This window comes from Photobacterium jeanii (assembly GCF_001650345.1).
Lineage (GTDB): Bacteria > Pseudomonadota > Gammaproteobacteria > Enterobacterales > Vibrionaceae > Photobacterium > Photobacterium jeanii.
Window position 1 is genome coordinate 1 of record NZ_LVHF01000008.1, and the last position, 19,382, is coordinate 19,382.

The 19,382-nt window shown below is 47.6% G+C and carries 23 protein-coding genes and 1 tRNA gene; 18 read left to right on the forward strand and 6 right to left on the reverse strand.

Going from position 1 to position 19,382, the window contains the following annotated elements; all coding sequences use genetic code 11:
* Window positions 1–132: hypothetical protein (locus A3K86_RS22400; protein ID WP_157599457.1), on the reverse strand; the 132-nt coding region annotated here is incomplete at its 3' end.
* Window positions 133–543: 411 nt separating this feature from the next.
* Here A3K86_RS22400 and metK point away from each other — a divergent pair.
* The 7 genes from metK (at window position 544) to ruvX (ending at window position 6,234) form a co-directional block, all read left to right on the forward strand.
* Window positions 544–1,698: a methionine adenosyltransferase gene (gene metK, locus A3K86_RS00095; protein ID WP_068325806.1), complete on the forward strand. Its 1,155-nt coding sequence runs from the start codon at window positions 544–546 to the stop codon at window positions 1,696–1,698.
* Between the two features lie 211 nt (window positions 1,699–1,909).
* Window positions 1,910–2,395, forward strand: coding sequence for a SprT family zinc-dependent metalloprotease (locus A3K86_RS00100; protein WP_068325812.1), 486 nt, complete (start codon window positions 1,910–1,912; stop codon window positions 2,393–2,395).
* 144 nt (window positions 2,396–2,539) lie between these two features.
* The gene (endA, locus tag A3K86_RS00105; protein ID WP_068325815.1) at window positions 2,540–3,253 is read left to right on the forward strand and encodes a deoxyribonuclease I; all 714 of its coding nucleotides are present in this window, start codon (window positions 2,540–2,542) and stop codon (window positions 3,251–3,253) included.
* A 139-nt stretch (window positions 3,254–3,392) separates the two neighbouring features.
* Entirely contained in the window at window positions 3,393–4,124 is a 732-nt protein-coding gene (gene rsmE, locus A3K86_RS00110) for a 16S rRNA (uracil(1498)-N(3))-methyltransferase (protein WP_068325816.1), read from the forward strand.
* Window positions 4,125–4,142: 18 nt separating this feature from the next.
* Window positions 4,143–5,090: a glutathione synthase gene (gene gshB / locus A3K86_RS00115; RefSeq protein ID WP_068325817.1), complete on the forward strand. Its 948-nt coding sequence runs from the start codon at window positions 4,143–4,145 to the stop codon at window positions 5,088–5,090.
* Between the two features lie 149 nt (window positions 5,091–5,239).
* Window positions 5,240–5,806 carry a YqgE/AlgH family protein gene (locus A3K86_RS00120; protein WP_068325818.1) on the forward strand — a complete coding sequence of 189 codons (567 nt, stop codon included), beginning with the start codon at window positions 5,240–5,242 and terminating at the stop codon, window positions 5,804–5,806.
* Complete coding sequence (gene ruvX, locus A3K86_RS00125; RefSeq protein ID WP_068325819.1) at window positions 5,803–6,234, forward strand: Holliday junction resolvase RuvX; 432 nt, start codon at window positions 5,803–5,805, stop codon at window positions 6,232–6,234. The genes A3K86_RS00120 and ruvX overlap by 4 nt, the downstream gene beginning before the upstream one ends.
* 388 nt (window positions 6,235–6,622) lie before the next feature.
* Here the strand turns inward: ruvX and A3K86_RS00130 are convergent, their stop codons facing one another.
* Window positions 6,623–7,729, reverse strand: a complete 1,107-nt coding sequence (locus A3K86_RS00130; RefSeq protein WP_068325821.1) for a PilT/PilU family type 4a pilus ATPase — start codon at window positions 7,727–7,729, stop codon at window positions 6,623–6,625.
* Between the two features lie 9 nt (window positions 7,730–7,738).
* Window positions 7,739–8,776 (reverse strand): type IV pilus twitching motility protein PilT, encoded by a 1,038-nt coding sequence (locus tag A3K86_RS00135; protein WP_068325822.1) that lies wholly within the window; start codon window positions 8,774–8,776, stop codon window positions 7,739–7,741.
* A 23-nt stretch (window positions 8,777–8,799) separates the two neighbouring features.
* On the opposite strand from A3K86_RS00135, the gene A3K86_RS00140 reads away from it, so the two are divergent.
* From A3K86_RS00140 to hemW, 7 genes are all read left to right on the forward strand, one after another.
* Window positions 8,800–9,510: a YggS family pyridoxal phosphate-dependent enzyme gene (locus tag A3K86_RS00140; protein ID WP_068325823.1), complete on the forward strand. Its 711-nt coding sequence runs from the start codon at window positions 8,800–8,802 to the stop codon at window positions 9,508–9,510.
* Between the two features lie 140 nt (window positions 9,511–9,650).
* Window positions 9,651–10,469, forward strand: a complete 819-nt coding sequence (gene proC, locus A3K86_RS00145; RefSeq protein WP_068325824.1) for a pyrroline-5-carboxylate reductase — start codon at window positions 9,651–9,653, stop codon at window positions 10,467–10,469.
* A gap of 9 nt (window positions 10,470–10,478) precedes the next feature.
* A complete protein-coding gene (locus A3K86_RS00150; protein WP_068325825.1) occupies window positions 10,479–11,036 on the forward strand; it encodes a YggT family protein in 558 nt (185 codons plus the stop codon).
* On the forward strand, window positions 11,033–11,335 hold the full coding sequence (gene yggU, locus A3K86_RS00155) for a DUF167 family protein YggU (protein WP_068325828.1): 303 nt from the start codon (window positions 11,033–11,035) through the stop codon (window positions 11,333–11,335). Before A3K86_RS00150 ends, yggU begins: the two co-directional genes overlap by 4 nt.
* Before the next feature lie 137 nt (window positions 11,336–11,472).
* Window positions 11,473–11,901 (forward strand): DUF4426 domain-containing protein, encoded by a 429-nt coding sequence (locus A3K86_RS00160; protein WP_068325830.1) that lies wholly within the window; start codon window positions 11,473–11,475, stop codon window positions 11,899–11,901.
* A gap of 125 nt (window positions 11,902–12,026) precedes the next feature.
* Window positions 12,027–12,620 (forward strand): XTP/dITP diphosphatase, encoded by a 594-nt coding sequence (locus A3K86_RS00165; RefSeq protein WP_068325832.1) that lies wholly within the window; start codon window positions 12,027–12,029, stop codon window positions 12,618–12,620.
* Window positions 12,620–13,780 carry a radical SAM family heme chaperone HemW gene (hemW, locus tag A3K86_RS00170; RefSeq protein WP_068325833.1) on the forward strand — a complete coding sequence of 387 codons (1,161 nt, stop codon included), beginning with the start codon at window positions 12,620–12,622 and terminating at the stop codon, window positions 13,778–13,780. Before A3K86_RS00165 ends, hemW begins: the two co-directional genes overlap by 1 nt.
* An 84-nt stretch (window positions 13,781–13,864) precedes the next feature.
* Here hemW and A3K86_RS00175 read toward each other — a convergent pair whose 3' ends face one another.
* The 3 genes from A3K86_RS00175 to trmB form a co-directional block, all read right to left on the reverse strand.
* Window positions 13,865–14,302 (reverse strand): YggN family protein, encoded by a 438-nt coding sequence (locus A3K86_RS00175; RefSeq protein WP_068325834.1) that lies wholly within the window; start codon window positions 14,300–14,302, stop codon window positions 13,865–13,867.
* Between the two features lie 82 nt (window positions 14,303–14,384).
* A complete protein-coding gene (glsB, locus tag A3K86_RS00180; protein ID WP_068325835.1) occupies window positions 14,385–15,305 on the reverse strand; it encodes a glutaminase B in 921 nt (306 codons plus the stop codon).
* Window positions 15,306–15,382: 77 nt separating this feature from the next.
* Complete coding sequence (trmB, locus tag A3K86_RS00185; protein ID WP_068325840.1) at window positions 15,383–16,120, reverse strand: tRNA (guanosine(46)-N7)-methyltransferase TrmB; 738 nt, start codon at window positions 16,118–16,120, stop codon at window positions 15,383–15,385.
* 243 nt (window positions 16,121–16,363) lie between these two features.
* Between trmB and mutY the strand changes: the two genes are divergently transcribed.
* From mutY to A3K86_RS00205, 4 genes are all read left to right on the forward strand, one after another.
* A complete protein-coding gene (gene mutY / locus A3K86_RS00190; protein WP_068325850.1) occupies window positions 16,364–17,419 on the forward strand; it encodes an A/G-specific adenine glycosylase in 1,056 nt (351 codons plus the stop codon).
* A 98-nt stretch (window positions 17,420–17,517) separates the two neighbouring features.
* Entirely contained in the window at window positions 17,518–17,790 is a 273-nt protein-coding gene (locus A3K86_RS00195; RefSeq protein ID WP_068325853.1) for an oxidative damage protection protein, read from the forward strand.
* 138 nt (window positions 17,791–17,928) lie between these two features.
* A complete protein-coding gene (gene mltC, locus A3K86_RS00200; protein ID WP_068325855.1) occupies window positions 17,929–19,062 on the forward strand; it encodes a membrane-bound lytic murein transglycosylase MltC in 1,134 nt (377 codons plus the stop codon).
* Between the two features lie 244 nt (window positions 19,063–19,306).
* Window positions 19,307–19,382 (forward strand) — tRNA-Phe (locus A3K86_RS00205).

A 19,382-nucleotide genomic window follows, 5' to 3' on the forward strand; every position in this document is an offset into this window, starting at 1 on the left:
TACTTCAGCGATATCAGCCATACCCATTGGCGCACCAGGGTGACCTGAGTTAGCTTGTTGAACACCGTCCATGCTTAGCGCGCGGATTGCATTAGCCAGCTCTTTATTAGAAAGAAGGTTACGAGAAGACATGTCTGCTCCAGAGGTTCGTAGACTATTTAGTAGGGCTCTTTACCTTATGTGCCACCTGTTTCTCAGGGGGTAGTAAAGGAACCGGGAATCGGCGGGCGGGTATTGTCGCAAAGTATTCCCCCTGACTGCAAACGATTTCCTGAACAAAATAAGTCTGTTTTCAATAAGCTGCTAGCAATGTGTCACAAAAACGCAGATTTTTCGCACAGTTAAGTAAACGATTGCGTTCAGGTAAACAAGAAACCATACAAGATGTAATGTTGATTTTCGCCATGCTTCCCGTATTATAGACGTCCAGACGTAAGTACTCCTATACATACAAACGTATATCCGTATGAATGGTGCGGCGAATTATCCGCATAAAGTTGCTGCTTACATTTATTGAATGAATACCAAGAAGTGAGAATTTCCATGGCAAAGCACCTGTTTACTTCTGAGTCTGTTTCTGAAGGCCATCCAGATAAAATTGCAGACCAAATTTCTGATGCAGTATTGGATGCGATCCTAGAGCAAGACCCAAAAGCACGTGTTGCTTGTGAAACCTACGTAAAAACCGGCATGGTAATGGTTGGCGGTGAGATCACGACATCTGCATGGGTAGATATCGAAGAGCTAACGCGTGAAACCGTTCGTGAAATTGGTTACGTACACTCTGACATGGGTTTTGACGCTAATTCTTGTGCTGTTCTAAACACTATCGGTAAGCAGTCGCCAGACATCAACCAAGGTGTTGATAAAGCTGACCCTAAAGAACAAGGTGCCGGTGACCAAGGTATCATGTTCGGTTACGCGACTAACGAAACTGACATTCTAATGCCAGCGCCGATCACTTACTCTCACCGCCTAGTACAAAAACAAGCGGAAGTGCGTAAGAACGGCACCCTACCTTGGTTGCGTCCTGATGCAAAATCTCAGGTAACTTTCCAATACGACCAAGGCAAAATCGTTGGTATCGACGCAGTTGTACTTTCGACTCAACACTGTGACTCAATCTCAACGCCGGATCTACGTGAAGCTGTGATGGAAACCATCATCAAGCCAGTACTTCCTCAAGAGTGGATCAACAAAGACACTGATTTCTTCATCAACCCAACCGGCCGTTTCGTAATCGGTGGTCCTATGGGTGACTGTGGTCTAACTGGTCGTAAAATTATCGTAGATACCTACGGCGGTGCAGCACGTCACGGTGGTGGTGCTTTCTCTGGTAAAGATCCATCAAAAGTTGACCGTTCAGCCGCTTACGCAGCACGCTACGTAGCGAAAAACATCGTTGCTGCTGGTATGGCTGACCGTTGTGAAATCCAACTGTCTTACGCTATCGGTGTTGCAGATCCAACATCTATCATGGTTGAAACTTTCGGTACTGAAAAAGTTTCTCACGACATCATTGTTGAAGCAGTACGTCAGCACTTCGACCTACGCCCATACGGCCTACAAGAAATGCTTAACCTGCTACAACCTATCTACAAGAAAACTGCCGCTTACGGTCACTTCGGTCGTGAAGAATTCCCTTGGGAAAAAACCGATAAAGCCGCAGCACTTCGCGAGTTCGCAAACATCAAATAAGTTTGCTGTGGCGCTAGACCATAGAGACTGCGAGTCATGTGGTAATAAAAGGAAGCTTCGGCTTCCTTTTTTATTGAGCTAGCCCCCTAATTCCACCTTAAAAGGAGGAAAACCTGAAGCCAAAGACAAACAGCACTCTTTCGCCATTGTTTGTCGGCTCTGAACAAACTCTTTATACTTCCCCTACTCCACCAGCCACGCAAAGCAATCCATGTCAGCACTGCAAGCCCAAGTTATTGCCAAAGTTGAACACTGTATCCAACAGGCCAATCACACCCTCAATAAGCGATTTACAGTCCCGACAATCCGCTTTAACCAACGAGGCAAAATTGCAGGTAGTGCACGGTTACAAAGCTGGGAAGTGCGTTTTAACCCTGTGCTATTAGCAGAAAACCCGCAGGCGTTTTTAGATGAAGTGGTCGCCCACGAAGTCGCGCATCTAGTGACATTTAAGCTGTTTGGCAAAGTGCGCCCACACGGTAAGGAATGGCAAACCATTATGGTGCGCGTATTTGGTGTTCCTGCTCGCACCACCCACAGTTTTGATATTGGCTCAGTTCAAGGCAAAACCTTCACCTACCAATGTCAATGTAGCCAGCATCAACTCACTATTCGTCGTCATAACAAAGTCGTGCGCGGGCAAGCACAATACCATTGCCGCCAATGTCGCCAACCGCTCATTGCCGTCGCCAACTGATCACACCGATAATTTCTAGCCGTCAAAAATTAGAGCTTCGTTACAGTCAAATGTAACTGCGAAAATCATCAATTCAGCAAGATGTGGTATGCTTCTAGCCTATATTGCAAGCAATGCACCCACACTTGAGACTTCACTGAATTCATGAAACCTGCGCTCATCGCCTTATTTGGCTTCTTATTATTGCCTGCCACCAGTCACGCCGATGGCAAGCACCCAAGCTCCTTTTCCCAAGCGAAAAAATTCGCCGTTAAAATCTATCAAGATCATCCGGTCAGTTTTTACTGCGGGTGTGATATCAACTGGAAAGGCAAAAAAGGGGTCCCCGATCTCGACAATTGCGGCTACCAAATCCGTAAGCAACAAAAACGCGCCAGTCGAATTGAATGGGAACACGTCGTGCCTGCGTGGCAATTTGGTCACCAACTGCAATGCTGGCAAGAAGGCGGTCGCAAGAACTGCCGCAAAGACAAACGCTTTAAGGTGATGGAGTCGGATCTGCATAATCTCACTCCGGCAATTGGTGAAGTTAACGGTGACCGCGCTAACTACCAATTCCTGCCATGGAATGGCAACAAAGGTGCCTTTTATGGTCAGTGTGACATGAAGGTCGATTTCAAGAACAAACGAGCCGATCCACCCGCCCAATCACGAGGTGCCATCGCTCGTATCTACCTTTACATGGCCCAAGAATACCGTGAGCTAAACTTGTCACGTCAACAGCGCCAATTAATGGAAGCATGGAACCGCCAATACCCAGTAGACCAGTGGGAATGTGAACGCGACCGCCGGATCAAAAAAGTCCAAGGCAACCACAACGAATTTGTGTTGAAAGCGTGTCAGCAAGCGAAGTTGTAATTCGCTACCTTCATATTTAGACCCAAACCACAGCAACATAAGAGGGTGATAAAACTATCGCCCTCTTGTAATTGGCATCCCCCGCATCCATGTTAGTATTCTGCTAGCTAATTTTATTGAATGAGTTTTCGACCTAACCATGAGAATTCCACGTATTTACCACCCAGAGCTACTTCCTGCGCAAGGCAAAGTCATGTTGTGTGATGACGCCGCTAACCACGTTGGGCGCGTTATGCGCATGCAAGTGGGCCAAGAAGTACTAATGTTTGACGGCAGCAATGCTGAATTTCCAGCAGTGATCACTACTGCCAGCAAAAAAAGCGTTGAAGTAGAAATTCAAGCCCGCCATGAGAACAGTGTTGAATCACCGCTAGATATCCATTTAGGTCAGGTGATCTCACGCGGTGAAAAAATGGAATTCACCATTCAGAAGTCAGTCGAGTTAGGTGTTAACACTATCACTCCATTGCTGTCTGAGCGCTGCGGCGTCAAACTCAACGCAGAACGTTTCGAGAAGAAACTGGCGCAATGGCAAAAAATCGCTATCGCGGCCTGTGAGCAATGCGGTCGTAACGTTGTACCTGAAATTCGCCCAGTGATGAAACTGGAAGACTGGTGTGAAGAAGAGTATGACGGCCTTAAATTAAACCTGCACCCACGTGCGACCTACTCGATTAATACCCTGCCAGAGCCAGTAACCAAAGTGAAACTACTGATCGGCCCTGAAGGCGGTCTGTCAGCAGAAGAAATTGGCATGACAGAGCAATACAAATTCGAAGAAGTTTTATTAGGCCCACGTGTGCTGCGTACCGAAACCACAGCGATGACAGCGATTACTGCATTACAAGTTCGCTTTGGCGATCTGGGCTAAATTAAGAGGAAAATACCAATGATCAAACTGGGTATCGTGATGGACCCAATCGAGTCTATCAATATTAAAAAAGACTCCAGCTTTGCCATGATGATGGAAGCTCAGCGCCGTGGTTGGGAAATTCATTACATGGAAATGAACGACCTATCCCTTGAGCAAGGAAAAGCTGTCGCGCGTACGCGTGTGGTTACCCTTCAAGAAGATCCTAACGGTTGGTTTGAATTCCAAAGCGAGCAAGAGATCGCCCTTGCCGATCTCGATGCGGTATTGATGCGTAAAGATCCTCCTTTTGATACTGAATACATCTACGCAACTTACATCCTTGAGCGTGCCGAAGAAGAAGGTGCGCTTATCGTTAACAAACCGCAAAGCCTGCGCGATTGTAACGAAAAGCTGTTCACCGCTTGGTTCCCAGAGCTAACGCCAACCACCATGGTGACCCGTCGTGCCGACAAGATCAAAGCCTTCCACCAAGAGCACGGTGACGTGATCTTAAAACCGCTTGACGGTATGGGTGGTTCATCGATCTTCCGCGTTATGAAAGGCGACCCAAATGTATCCGTGATCATCGAAACCCTGACGAACATGGGTCAGAACTACTGCATGGCACAAACTTTCGTGCCAGACATCAGCAATGGTGATAAGCGTATTTTGGTGGTTGACGGTGAACCAATGCCGTACTGCTTAGCGCGTATCCCTGCGAAAGGTGAAACACGCGGTAACTTGGCGGCGGGTGGTCGTGGTGAAGCTCGTCCAATCAGCGAAACCGACCGTAAGATTGCCGAAACCGTTGCGCCAGTGCTAAAAGAAAAAGGGTTAATTTTTGTTGGTCTTGACGTCATTGGCGACAAGCTAACTGAAATCAATGTGACCAGCCCAACTTGTATTCGTGAAATCGAAGCGGCTTTTGATATTTCAATCACTGGCAAGCTAATGGATGCAATCGAGCGCCGTATTAACGGTTAATCGCTCACTGTCCACCTCACCATGTGCATTTATCGCAGGTGAGGTGGCTCTTATCTACCAATGGTGCGTTAGAGCGAATATCGACAGCTCGTCGGATCATCGGCATACTTACAGCAAGACAATAACCCTCTATCGAGGTCCCCTGCATAATGGATCTGACAAATCACTTTTTAATTGCCATGCCTTCATTACAAGACGCCAGCTTCAAGCGTAGCGTGGTGTATTTGTGTGAACACAACGATGAAGGTGCGATGGGAATTGTGATTAATCTTCCTATCGATATTTCTGTCGACAGCATGCTTGAACAGTTAGAGCTTGACCGTGATGAAGACGCAATCACCCAACCCAAACGCTTATCGCAACCCGTATTAAGCGGTGGACCTGTCTCTAATGACCGTGGGTTTGTGCTGCATAATCACGATGGTGCTTTTAGTTCTAGCATTGAGGTAACACCGTCGCTCAAACTCACCACCTCGAAAGATATCTTGGCCATTCTCGGTACAGATACCACCCCAGATAACTTCTTGGTCGCGCTCGGTTATGCTGGTTGGGATGCAGGACAACTGGAACAAGAGTTGGTTGATAACCACTGGCTAACCTGCGAAGCAGACCCAAGCATTATGTTTAATACCCCAATCAATGAACGTTGGGATAAAGCCATCGCCAAACTAGGCATCAATGCAGCCAACCTTTCGGCTGATAAAGGACATGCATGAGTAACTCTCGAACTGTATTAGCATTTGACTACGGCACCAAAAGTATCGGTGTGGCGATTGGTCAAGAACTCACAGGCAGCGCGAACCCGCTAGCAGCCCTGAAAGCCCGTGATGGGGTGCCTAACTGGGATGATATCGAAAAGATCCTAAAAGAATGGCAACCAGATTTACTCGTGGTAGGTTTACCGCTCGATCTCGAAGGTAACGAGCTTGAAGCGATTACCCCACGAGCAAAAAAATTCGCCAACCGCCTTCACGGCCGCTTTGGCGCTCAAGTGGAGCTTCACGATGAACGCTTAACCACGGTTGAAGCCAAATCATCACTGTTTAGCCAAGGTGGCTACCGCTCGCTAAGCAAAGGAAATATCGACTCACAATCCGCCGTCGTGATCTTAGAAAGTTGGTTTGAACGCCAATACGGTGAATAACCCTATCCAACCGCAGGCACCTTCCTGCGGTTTATTTTTATATCCGCCACGCCTTTTCTTTTTTCATTTCTTCAAGCATTCCTTTTGCCACCAACTGCGCTAAATACCACCACCCGATCAGCTTTTTGAGCAAAAGACAGCCTAAAGCAACACATTATCAGCAGCCATACATCTAAGATCAAACCAGCCAAGGTATTCTCTCGCTTGATCAGCTTGTACAGCTTTTTGATCATTATTGCTCAAAAGCTCCGCAAGCTGATCATAAAGATCGCAGCAATAAAAAAAGCCTCTATAAAATAGAGACTTAATATTCTCAGCCAGCTTTATTAGCTATTGGCCTATTGGTGGCCTAAAGCTTTTAGCTCATGACAAACTATTTACTGTGGTTTTAATCTAAACGCACCGTCACCCCATCAAGACTACTATTACCTTGCTGGTATTTATCCCCTTTCTTGATCATTAAACGCAGATCATTGGCTGAATCAGCATGGTGAAGTGCATCTTGCTCGGTGATCTTGCCGGCACTAAATAATTCAAACAACGACTGGTCAAAGGTCATCATTCCTGATTCCGCGCCTTTTGCCATGGTGTCTTTAATTTCGTGTAGCTCACCTCGGCGGATCAGATCTGCCACCCTAGGTGTATTGATCAACAACTCAAATGCGGCATGACGACCAACCCCATGCGCATCGGGGATCAACTGCTGCGCCAATACACATTTCAAGTTCAAGGAAAGATCAAACAAGAACTGATCACGACGCTCTTTCGGTACCAAATGCAAAATACGTTCAAGGGCTTGGTTGGCGTTATTGGCGTGTAATGTAGCCATACACAAATGACCGGTTTCGGCAAAGTTCATCGCGTATTCCATCGTTTCTGCCGTACGGATCTCACCGATCAAAATTACATCTGGCGCTTGGCGCAGTGAGTTTTTAAGTGCCACTTCGTAGCTTTCGGTATCAAGCCCCACTTCGCGCTGGGTAACGATACATTTATCGTGCTTGTGTACAAACTCAATCGGATCTTCTACCGTTAGGATATGACCGCTGCGCTGACGATTACGAAAGCCAGTCATCGCCGCCATCGAAGTCGATTTACCCGAACCAGTCGCCCCGACCACTAACACCAAACCACGTTTTGCTAACGCCATCCGCTCCATATCAATCGGAAGCGATAAATCGGTCAAATCAGGAATTTCGGTTTCGATACGGCGCACGACCATGCCCGGTAATTCGCGTTGCCAAAAGGCGCTAACCCGAAAACGTAACTCACCGCGTACCAACGCAAAGTTGGCTTCACGGGTTGACTCAAATTCGTGTTGTAGCTTGTCATCCAGCGCTTCAGCAAACAGTGCATCGACCCCTGCGCGATCTAATCGCTCGCCCACTGGTTGTAATTGCCCGTCCACCTTGAGCAAGCACGGGGAATCTACCGTGATATACAAATCCGAAGCCTTGCAGGCAACCATTTGATTGAGTATTGCTTGTAAGTCCATTTATCTGCCTTAGAACACATTACTGTTAGTATCGAGAATACGGCGCCCTTCTTCAGCTTCCACCAAGCCTTGTGCCACCAGCATCTTAACGCTCTGCTCCATGGTCAACATCCCAGATGCCGAACCGGTTTGGATCATCGAAAACATCTGCGCCACTTTATCTTCACGGATCAAGTTACGGATCGCAGGCGTCGCCATCATGATTTCGTGCGCAGCAACACGACCACCACTGGTACATTTCAGCAGGTTTTGAGAAATCACCGCTCGTAGCGATTCAGACAGCATCGAACGCACCATGTCTTTATCGTTACCCGGGAATACATCAATCACACGGTCAACCGTTTTTGCCGCCGAGCTGGTATGCAAAGTACCAAACACCAAGTGCCCAGTTTCAGCTGCTGTCAGCGCCAAACTAATGGTTTCTTTATCACGCAATTCCCCCACCAAAATCACATCAGGGTCTTCACGTAACGACGAACGCAGTGCTGCTTGGAAACTATGGGTATCGCGGTGAACTTCACGCTGGTTGATCAAACAACGTTTACTTTGGTGCACAAATTCAACCGGATCTTCAATCGTCAAAATATGGCGATTGAAGTTGTTATTGATGTAATCAACCATCGCCGCCAGAGTGGTCGATTTACCCGAGCCGGTAGCCCCAGTTACCAACACCAAACCACGCGGGCATTTTGCAATGTCGTAAAACACATCAGGGACATTGAGTGATTCTAAGGTTGGCACCACCATTGGGATGGTACGAAATACCGCCGCACTACCGCGCGATTGATGAAAAGCATTGACCCTAAAGCGCCCCACCTCAGGCAATTCAAACGAAAAATCCACTTCCAATTTTTCTTCGTATTCGCGACGTTGAGCATCGTTCATGATGTCGAACACCAAGCGATGCACTTCACCGTGCTCCAGCGGTGGCAAACTTAGCTGACGAACATCACCATCAACACGAATAATTGGTGGAACCCCTGCAGAAAGGTGCAGATCCGAGGCATTATGCTTTACACTAAAGTCCAGTAGTTCGGTGATATCCATTAATTTTCCCCACAGAATCAATTATGAGTAGTATCAAACAAAATATTGAACAGGTCATCACTCAGATCGCATCAGCAACAGAAAAATGCGGTCGAGACGCCGATTCAGTGCAACTGCTGGCGGTAAGTAAAACCAAACCCATTGCCGCTATTCAAGAAGCAATCGAGGCTGGCCATTTCGCGTTTGGCGAAAACTATGTCCAAGAAGGGGTGGAAAAAGTCCAACACTTCCGCGACACCGACCACAGTGCAGCGCTGCAATGGCATTTCATTGGTCCGATCCAATCCAACAAAACCCGCCCGATAGCCGAGCACTTTGACTGGGTTCACTCCATCGACCGCGTGAAGATCGCTCGTCGCCTCAGTGAACAACGTCCAGCAAATAGTGCGCCGCTGCAAGTGCTACTCCAAGTAAACACCAGCAATGAAGCCAGCAAGTCAGGGCTAATCTTTGCTGAGCTGCCACAAGCGGCGGCTGACATTGCTCAAATGCCCAATATCGAGCTGCGCGGCCTAATGTCGATCCCAGAAAAAGCAAACGACTACGATAGTCAATTCGCGGCCTTTCACGCATTGGCAGAGGCGATGAACACCCTCAAAGCCGACCACCCACAACTCGATACCTTATCGATGGGAATGAGTGGTGATATGGATGCGGCGATTGCAGCTGGCAGTACTATAGTGCGTATAGGAACCGCTATTTTCGGTGCTCGTGATTACAGCAACAAAGCTTGATCACCTCGACCATACCTAATTAGCAACACCACAGTGACACGCGACCAAAAGCATGCACCTAGAAAATTAGCACTCTTACCCCCATCTATGAGAGATAAGATGTATTCGGTAAGGTTTTAACAGGCAAGGAGCCTTCTTTAATGGAACAACGCTCAATCACCTTTATTGGTGCCGGTAATATGGCTCACTCCATCATTGCTGGCTTAGTTACCAGTGGTTATCAACCTGATTTGATCACTGCCACTGCGCCCAGTCCGGAACGCCGTGAACCACTTGCACGTCAATACGGCATTCATACCGACGATGACAACCTCCGCGCAGCTGAACATGCTGATGTGATTGTGCTGGCAGTTAAGCCGCAGTTAATGGCGTCGGTGTGCGAAAAGCTGCAAAGTATCGACTTTAGTAACAAGTTGGTGATTTCGATTGCGGCAGGTGTGTCTGTTGAACGCCTTAATCAAATGCTAGCGTGCGAACTCAACTTGGTACGCGTGATGCCTAATACACCTTCGCTGATTGGTAAGGGGATGAGCGGTTTATTCGCGTCATCACAAGTTAGTGCCAGCGATAAAACTTTTGCCGAGCAACTGCTCCAAGCCGTCGGTGAAGTGTGTTGGGTTGAGCAAGAAGCGGGTATCAACGCTGTGATTGCCGCGGCGGGCTCTGCACCGGCGTACTTCTTCCTATTTATGGAAGCCATGCAAGCCGAAGCCATCAAACAAGGCTTTGATGCTGACACCGCGCGTTTGCTGATCCAACAATCGGCATTGGGCGCAGCAGAAATGGTGAAAGCAAACCCTGAGGTGGCACTTTCAACCCTACGTGAACAAGTGACATCGAAAGGCGGTACTACCGCCGAAGCACTACGCACATTTAACGAACATCAGCTGAGTGATACAGTAGCAAAAGCAATGCGCGCTGCGATCTCTCGCGCTGAAGAAATGGAAAAACTATTTTAAGGTTACTATATGAATGCAATGGCTTTTCTTTTAAGCACCCTGTTCGACCTTTACATCATGGTCGTACTCCTTAGGGTTTGGCTGCAATGGGCTCGCGCCGATTTCTACAACCCGTTTTCACAATTTATCGTGAAAGCCACCCAACCGATCGTTGCCCCACTACGCCGTGTGATCCCATCCATTGGTTCACTGGATCTTGCCACCGTACTGCTGGCTTACGTGCTGAGCGTACTGAAGTTCATCAGTCTTCAGTTGGTGGTATCTGGTGGCAATATGATCTTCACGCCAGATTTCCTCTGGGTTGGCGCACTGGCAATGCTTAAAGCCGCTGGTGGTCTACTGTTCTGGGTGCTTCTGATCCGTGCAATCCTAAGCTGGGTAAGCCAAGGTCGTAGTCCAATCGAATACGTTATGCACCAGCTTACCGAACCACTAACAGCGCCAATCCGCCGCGTGATCCCTGCAATGGGCGGTCTAGATCTCAGTGTATTGGTGCTGTTTATTGGTCTCCAGTTTGCTAACTTCTTGATGGGTGATTTGATCGGTCAGATTTGGTTCCAACTATGAGCCAATCCGCTGTAACCCGCGCTGGCAATGATCTTATTATTCGGCTTTATATCCAGCCGAAAGCCAGCCGCGATCAAATTGTGGGCCTGCATGGCGATGAAATAAAAATCGCCATTACAGCGCCGCCCGTCGATGGCAAAGCCAACGCACATTTGACCAAGTATTTGGCGAAACAATTTAAGGTTGCCAAAGGTCAGGTCAATATCGAAAAAGGCATGCAAGGGCGTCATAAGCAAGTTCGTATTGAAAGCCCCAAAGCCATGCCAGATAACGTTGCGCCGCTGGTTACTGAGGCGTAAACGAAAGCAAGAAAGGAACCGCGACTCCTCTATACTTAGAGGAGTCGCTGTAATACCCACTATGAATTTAAGGTCTTATTAACTGTAATACGCCTTAATAACAGCCAAGCCATAGTGAGTAACAAAAGGATAATGTCATGAAGAAGTTGATCTTATTGCTGTCAGCTGTGTTGTTCAGCGCCTTGCCTGCCCAAGCCGAACAATTAAAGAATATTGGTGATCTGGAAGTGCACTACTCCAGTTTTCCATCTACTTTCCTTACCCCAGAAATTGCCAGCAACTATCGCATTCAGCGCAGCCGCTACTCTGCGGTGGTGAATATCACCGTGCTCGATAAATCACAGCAAGGTAAACCTGCCGTTCCAGCGGTACTGTCAGGCTCGGCACGTAATCTACTGGGTAATGAAAAGCGCTTGTCGTTTCGTGAAATCCGCGAAGGTAGCGCTATTTACTACATTGCTGAAATCAGCCACGCCAACGAAGAAAGCTTAAAATTCAACATTGATGTCAGCCAGAACGGGACTCAAGGCAATATCAACTTTAAACAAACCTTCTTTGTCGATTAAGCCAGCAAGCTCAAGCTAACCCAATTTACGAGGCGCCCATCATGGGCGCCTTTTTGTTTTGCCCGCTAGACTAAAGAAGGTACACTTCTGTCCTCTATTTCGATCGCATTTTCAGAGGAAAAGTAATGAGCAAACTTGTGCTAGCCACTGGCAACCAAGGCAAAGTAAAAGAAATGGCGAGCCTACTGGCTGATTTTGGTTTCGACGTTGTTGCCCAAAGCGATTACCAAGTGTCTGAAGTGGCAGAAACAGGCACCACCTTCATTGAAAATGCCATCATCAAAGCACGCCATGCCGCAAAGGAAACGGGCCTACCCGCGATTGCTGATGACTCAGGTTTGGAAGTGGACGCCCTTAAAGGTGCTCCGGGTATTTACTCTGCACGTTATGCAGGTGAAGGCGCAAGCGATCAACAAAATATCGTTAAGCTACTTGAAGCAATGAAAGACGTACCTGCTGAGCAGCGTACAGCTCGCTTCCACTGTGTATTGGTGATGATGCGCCACGAGAACGATCCAACACCGCTGGTTTGTCACGGTAGCTGGGAAGGTAGCATCCTAACTGAAACCCACGGTGATAACGGCTTTGGCTACGATCCGGTATTTTGGGTACCAGAAGACCAATGCGCATCAGCCGAGCTTGAGCCAGCGCGTAAAAAGCAACTTTCTCACCGTGGCAAAGCCCTGCAACAGCTATTCGCTGCGCTAAAGGACGCCTAATGCAAGTACCACCGCTCAGCCTGTATGTTCACATTCCGTGGTGTGTGCAAAAGTGCCCGTACTGTGATTTCAACTCACATGCGCTCAAAGCTGATATTCCTGAATTAGATTATATCGATGCACTTATCGATGACTTAGAAACGGATCTAGCGGCTTATCAGCTTGACGATCAGTCGCGTCAGCTCCATTCGATTTTCATCGGTGGTGGTACGCCAAGCTTAATTTCGCCACCAGAAATCGGTCGTCTGCTACGTGAAATCGAAGCGCGTATCCCGTTTAGTACCGATATCGAAATCACCATGGAAGCCAACCCAGGTACTGTCGAAGCAGGCCGTTTTGATGCTTATCGCCAAGTTGGTGTGAATCGCATTTCTATTGGAGTTCAAAGCTTCCAAGACGAAAAGCTCACGCGCTTAGGGCGTATTCACGGCAGTAGTGAAGCCCAAAACGCGGCTAAATTAGCGACCGCCGCAGGCTTAAACAGCTTCAATCTGGATTTGATGCACGGCTTACCCGATCAAAGCCTTGATGATGCGATGTACGATTTACAGCAAGCCATTGCTCAAAATCCACCGCATTTATCGTGGTATCAGCTCACCATTGAGCCTAATACCTTGTTCTACTCAAAGCCGCCAACGCTACCGGATGACGACAATCTGTGGGACATTTTCGAGCAAGGCCATAAGCTACTGAGCGAAGCAGGTTACGTACAATACGAGATCTCTGGCTACAGCAAACCGGGCTTTCAGTGTCGCCATAACCTCAACTATTGGCGCTTTGGTGATTACCTCGGCATAGGTTGTGGCTCGCACGGCAAGATCAGCTTTAGCGATGGTCGGATCGTCCGAACAGTGAAAGTAAAACACCCACGTGGTTACTTAAACCCAACCAAGCCTTATTTGGATCAGCAAACGGAAATCGCGACCGAAGATCGCCCGTTTGAGTTCTTCATGAACCGCTTCCGCTTATTAGAAGCGTGTCCGAAACAAGACTTCATCGATCGTACTGGCTTACCATTGAGCGCGATTGCGACCCCAATTGAGTGGGCGATTGCGCAAAACATGCTTCAAGACCAAGGCGACTACTGGCAGATCACCGAACACGGAAAACTGTTCTTAAACGATCTATTAGCGGCGTTTGTCGCAGATGACGAGGACTAACCCTCTCGTATTGTAAGCAATAAAAAAACGCGAGTGGCTATCCACTCGCGTTTTTATTTGTCCGCCGTTTGCTACGCGATAAACTTAATAACTCACCGTGCGCCAATCTTTTAAGGCTGGGATCGCCGATTGAATTTGTTGCTCATGCTGCTGACGTAATGCCACTTGTTGGCAAACATCGACAGTCGCCTTGCTGGTTTCATTCGCATCCATCTCTGTGCTTACCAGCTCTGGCTGTTTCGCGATCAGTTGATGGTATTCAGCCAGCACTTGCTGCTGCTCAGGCGTTAATTGCACTCGGTGAATACCAAAATACAACTTACCATTCGCTTCCACAGTAAAGGCTTTGTCGCCATCATTCAGCGCTAGCTTACCTTGCTCCATCGATACTTGGTTATGCCAAGTCAGCTCACAAGCCAACGCGGTGCTATTGAACCCCACAGCCATTGCCAACACTGTGGCTATCCGCAGTCCTGCTTTGTAGCAATGTGTCTGAACCACCTTAGTTGCCATTACTGTCATAGCGTTTCCCTTTTACCGCAAGGTGAATCCCGCTAAGACAGTAACCAGCATTAAGCCAAATTATCGATCAGCGAATATTCACCTAAAAAATCGAACGACCAATACGTTCTGCCAGCAATTCCAGTGCCGCAGTACCAGCCAATGAGTTACCGGATGGGTCTAGCTCAGGCGACCATACACAGATCGTCATTTCACCCGGTACGATAGCGATGATCCCGCCACCCACACCCGATTTACCCGGCATCCCAACACGGTAAGCAAACTCCCCAGCACCATCGTACAAGCCACAGGTGGCAAGCAGTGCATTCATTTGCTTACTCTGAGTCTGGCTGATAATGGTTTTTTTTGCGCCTAAAGGAAGTCCTTTATTTGCTAAGTAGTTGAAGGTTCGCGCTAAATCAACACAACTCATCTTGAGAGCGCAGTAGCTGAAGTAATTGGTCAGCACAGGCATTACTTCGTTTTCGAAGTTGCCGAATGAACGCATCAAATAAGCAATCGAAGCATTGCGATCACTGTGCTGCATCTCCGAGCTGGCTACCGCTTTGTCGTAAACAATATGCGGGTTACACGCCAATTCACGTACTAGCTCAAGCATGCGGTATTGCGGCGCTGACAAGCGGCTGTGTAGCAAATCAGATACCACCAGCGCGCCAGCATTGATAAACGGATTACGCGGAATACCGCTTTCCATTTCCAACTGGATCATCGAATTAAACGCATGCCCTGATGGCTCTTTACCTACTCGACTCCAGATCTCTTCTGGCTCGTATAACGTCATCGCCAACGTAAGACTGAGAACCTTAGAAATCGACTGAATCGAAAACCCTTCGTTACTGTCACCCGATTGGATAATTTCCCCATCGTTGTAACACACAGCAATACCCAGTTTATCCGCTGACACTTCAGCCAAAGCAGGGATGTAATCCGCCACTTTTCCTTGACCAATCAAGGGTCTGACTTCATCGAGGATACTTGCTAGTAACTCTTCTGTTGGTTTCATTTCATCAACTCCAAAGGACAAAAAAGCCAACGCGAGGTTGGCTTTTTAAAGAATACAAAAGGATTCGAGGGTAACTGTTATTCAGTACGCGCGAACTTCATATCCCACACACCGTGACCAAGGCGGTGACCGCGTGCTTCAAATTTTGTTAGTGGACGATCTTCCGGACGAGGAATGTAATCGCCATCTGTTGCTGTGTTTTTGTAACCCGGTGCAGCGTTCATCACTTCAACCATGTGCTCTGCGTAATTTTCCCAGTCTGTTGCCATATGGAAAACACCGCCGATTTTAAGCTTCTTACGCACCATTTCAACGAATTCTGGTTGTACGATGCGACGTTTGTGATGGCGCGCTTTGTGCCATGGGTCTGGGAAAAACAGTTGCACTGTGTCTAGGCTACCGTCTGGGATCATGTAATCGAACACTTCAACGCCATCGTGACACATTACACGAAGGTTAGTCAGCTCAGCTTCACCCGCAGCCATCAGACATGCACCCACACCAGGGCTGTGTACTTCGATACCGATGAAGTTTTTCTCTGGTGCGTTTTTCGCCATTTCAACTAGCGATGCGCCCATACCAAAACCAATCTCAAGCACGACAGGTGCTTGACGGTTGTACACTTGTTCCCAGTCTAGTTTTTCCTGAACGAAGTCTACACCCATTGTCGGCCAGTAGTTGTCCATCGCCTGCTCTTGGCCTTTGGTTAAACGACCTTCACGGCGAACAAAACTACGGATCTTACGAACCAGTTTGCCGTCTTCAGTGTATTCAGTCAGTGTTACGTCACCTGACTTTTTAGAAACTTCACTCATGGGATTACCTAAACGAGAAACAAAAAGAAATTAGTAAAGAATAAAATCTAAGCGACGGCATTATCCAAAGATATGGCACAAGTGCAAGCTTGATATGATCAAACTCGAACAAGTTTGCGTACTTTAACCCCGTATACCAATTGCGAGATCACACACTTTGTGGTGCAATCTTCGCCAATATTTGTGGGGAAAACCCGCCCAATGAACATAAGAGCGTGCCAAGACACGCCTAAGTAGAGTCCAGTGAGTAATGCCTTTTCTAACGCGATCCTAACTTGGTATGACAAGTTCGGTCGCAAAACCTTACCGTGGCAGCTAGAAAAAACGCCCTATAAAGTATGGTTAAGTGAAATCATGTTGCAACAAACCCAAGTCGCAACTGTGATCCCTTACTTCGAACGTTTTCTTGAACGCTTCCCAACCGTGCAAGATTTAGCAGCCGCTGAGCAAGATGAAGTGCTCCATTTATGGACCGGGCTAGGTTATTACGCTCGCGCCCGTAATTTACACAAAGCCGCCCAAGCTATCGTCAACGAACACAGTGGCGTGTTCCCAACCGATATCGATCAAGTCCAAGCCTTACCGGGTATCGGACGCTCAACAGCAGGCGCGGTATTATCGCTATCGCTCAAACAGCACCACCCTATTTTAGACGGTAACGTCAAACGCACTTTGTCACGCTGCTACGCTGTTGAGGGCTGGCCGGGCAAAAAGGCAGTTGAAAATGCATTGTGGGAAATCGCTGAAACCAATACCCCAAGCGAAGGTGTCGAGCGCTATAACCAAGCGATGATGGATATGGGGGCGATGATTTGCACCCGTAGTAAACCTAAATGCGAGCTATGCCCAGTAGAGTCTCAGTGCCAAGCCAAAGCACAAGGTCGCCAAACTGATTTTCCGGGTAAGAAACCGAAGAAAACCATGCCCGAAAAACAGACTTGGTTTGTGATTTTGCAACATGGCGACCAAGTTTGGTTAGAGCAGCGTCCTCAAGTTGGCATTTGGGGCGGCCTATGGTGTTTCCCGCAGCACGATAGCGAGCAAGTAGAAGATACACTTAAACAGCGACTGCCAACCAATGCAAAAGTGATCGCCAAAGAGCAACTTACCGCCTTTCGCCATACATTTAGCCACTATCATTTAGATATTGTGCCGCTGCACTTCACGTTAGATCGCATGCCAGATGAAATCCGAGAAAGCGGTCAATGGTATAGTCTGACCCAGCCGCCAAAAATCGGCTTAGCGGCACCAGTACAACAGATCCTCGAAGGGCTGAAATACCAATTACAGCAAGGTTAAACCACACTAAAAGTACTGATTATCACAGGTGGCAGCCGCCTCGCCTCTCTGGTATAAAAGGGGCTGCTGCTACGTACGTAAACTGAAGGAGCCGCTCAATGAGCCGTACCGTATTTTGTGCTCGCCTAAAGAAAGAGGCGGATGGTCTAGATTTCCAACTGTACCCAGGTGAGCTTGGCAAACGTATTTTCGACAACATCTCTAAAGAAGCTTGGGCTGAATGGCAAGGCAAACAAACCATGCTAATCAATGAGAAAAAGCTCAACATGATGGATGCCGAGCACCGTAAACTGCTTGAAACAGAGATGGTTAACTTCCTGTTTGAAGGGCAAGACGTGGTGATCGACGGCTATACGCCACCAAGCGAATAAAACAGCGGTATCTTGACGATATAGCTATTGGGCGTCACGATTTGTCATCATTAAAATGAAAAAGACTTACTGTGCCGTTCAGAAAATGACATCATTTGTCGCTACATAAATGGTGTCATTTTTTTATCTGTCGGTGTTATGAAAAAACGTTTAGTTCTGTTATCTCTACTTGCGCTAAGTGGCTGTAGCCGTGAGTTTGTTGAAAAGATTTATGATGTGGATTACACCACCACTAACCGCTTTGCCAACAACTTAGCGCCATTACCAGGACAGTTCACCAAAGACTTAGTGGCACTGGATAAACTGATCAACTCGTTCAGCGGTGAGGTAAAACGCTACTGGGGTGAAGACGATATGATCGCCAGTAAGCACCACTATGTGAAATACACCGATGGCTACCAAAGCCGTGCTCATGTCGATTTCGACCGTGGGGTGGTTGTTATTGGCACGGTTGCCAAAACCAACCCAAAAGAGCACCTCAAAAAAGCGATTGTTACTACTCTCTTAACGCCTGACGATCCGGCAGGGGTCGACTTGTACTCGGATCAAAAAGTCACCATTGGTGGTAAACCTTTCTTGTTTGGTCAAGTCATGGATCACGATGGCAAGCCCGTTGAATGGTCGTGGCGAGCCAACCGCTTTGCCGATTACTTGATTGCCAATAAGATCAAAAAGAAAAAGGTCCGCTTTCAGCAAGCACTGTACGTTGAGATCCCTATGGTGGCGGATCACGTCAACAAACGAAGCTACAAATACGCCAGTATTGTTCGTGATGCTTCACGTCGTTACGGCATTAAAGAAGATCTGATCTACGCCATCATCAAAACCGAAAGTAGTTTTAACCCTTATGCGGTAAGTCATGCCAACGCGTACGGCTTGATGCAAGTGGTGCCCAAAACCGCAGGGGCCGATGTCTTTAAGCTGGTGAAAAAGAAACCAGGCCGCCCATCGCCTGAGTACTTGTTTGATCCGGCAAAGAATATAGATACCGGAACAGCTTACTTTTACATATTAAAAAATCGTTACTTACGCGAAGTGAAACACCCAACCACCCTGCACTACAGCATGATTTCAGCTTACAACGGGGGGACTGGTGGGGTACTCAATACATTTAACCGTAACGATCGAAAACGTGCGATGCGCGATCTTAACAGCCTGCAGCCGAACCAAGTTTATTGGGCGCTAACCAACAAGCACCCGAAAGCAGAAGCACGTCGCTACCTACAAAAAGTGACCAACTTCCAGCGTGAGTTTAACCAAGGCAAAATGTAAACGCGGATAAAATGGCAAATAATCCGCGAATTTTGGCTATTCAAAGAGAGCGATAAAGATAAAAACCACCTTTTTCGCTCCCCATCACTGCCAGGTATTCGGCTGGTGTTATCGAAAACAAAGTTGAAAAAACCAACTTTTACGACCTCGATGGACAAAATTCCAGCAAGCGAGTCGATTTACTGTTTTTTCTAAAAAAAACAGTTGACGACTTGGCCTAAAACCCGTTTAATAGCGCTCCGTTGCCTCGATAGCTCAGTCGGTAGAGCAGAGGATTGAAAATCCTCGTGTCGGTGGTTCGATTCCGCCTCGAGGCACCA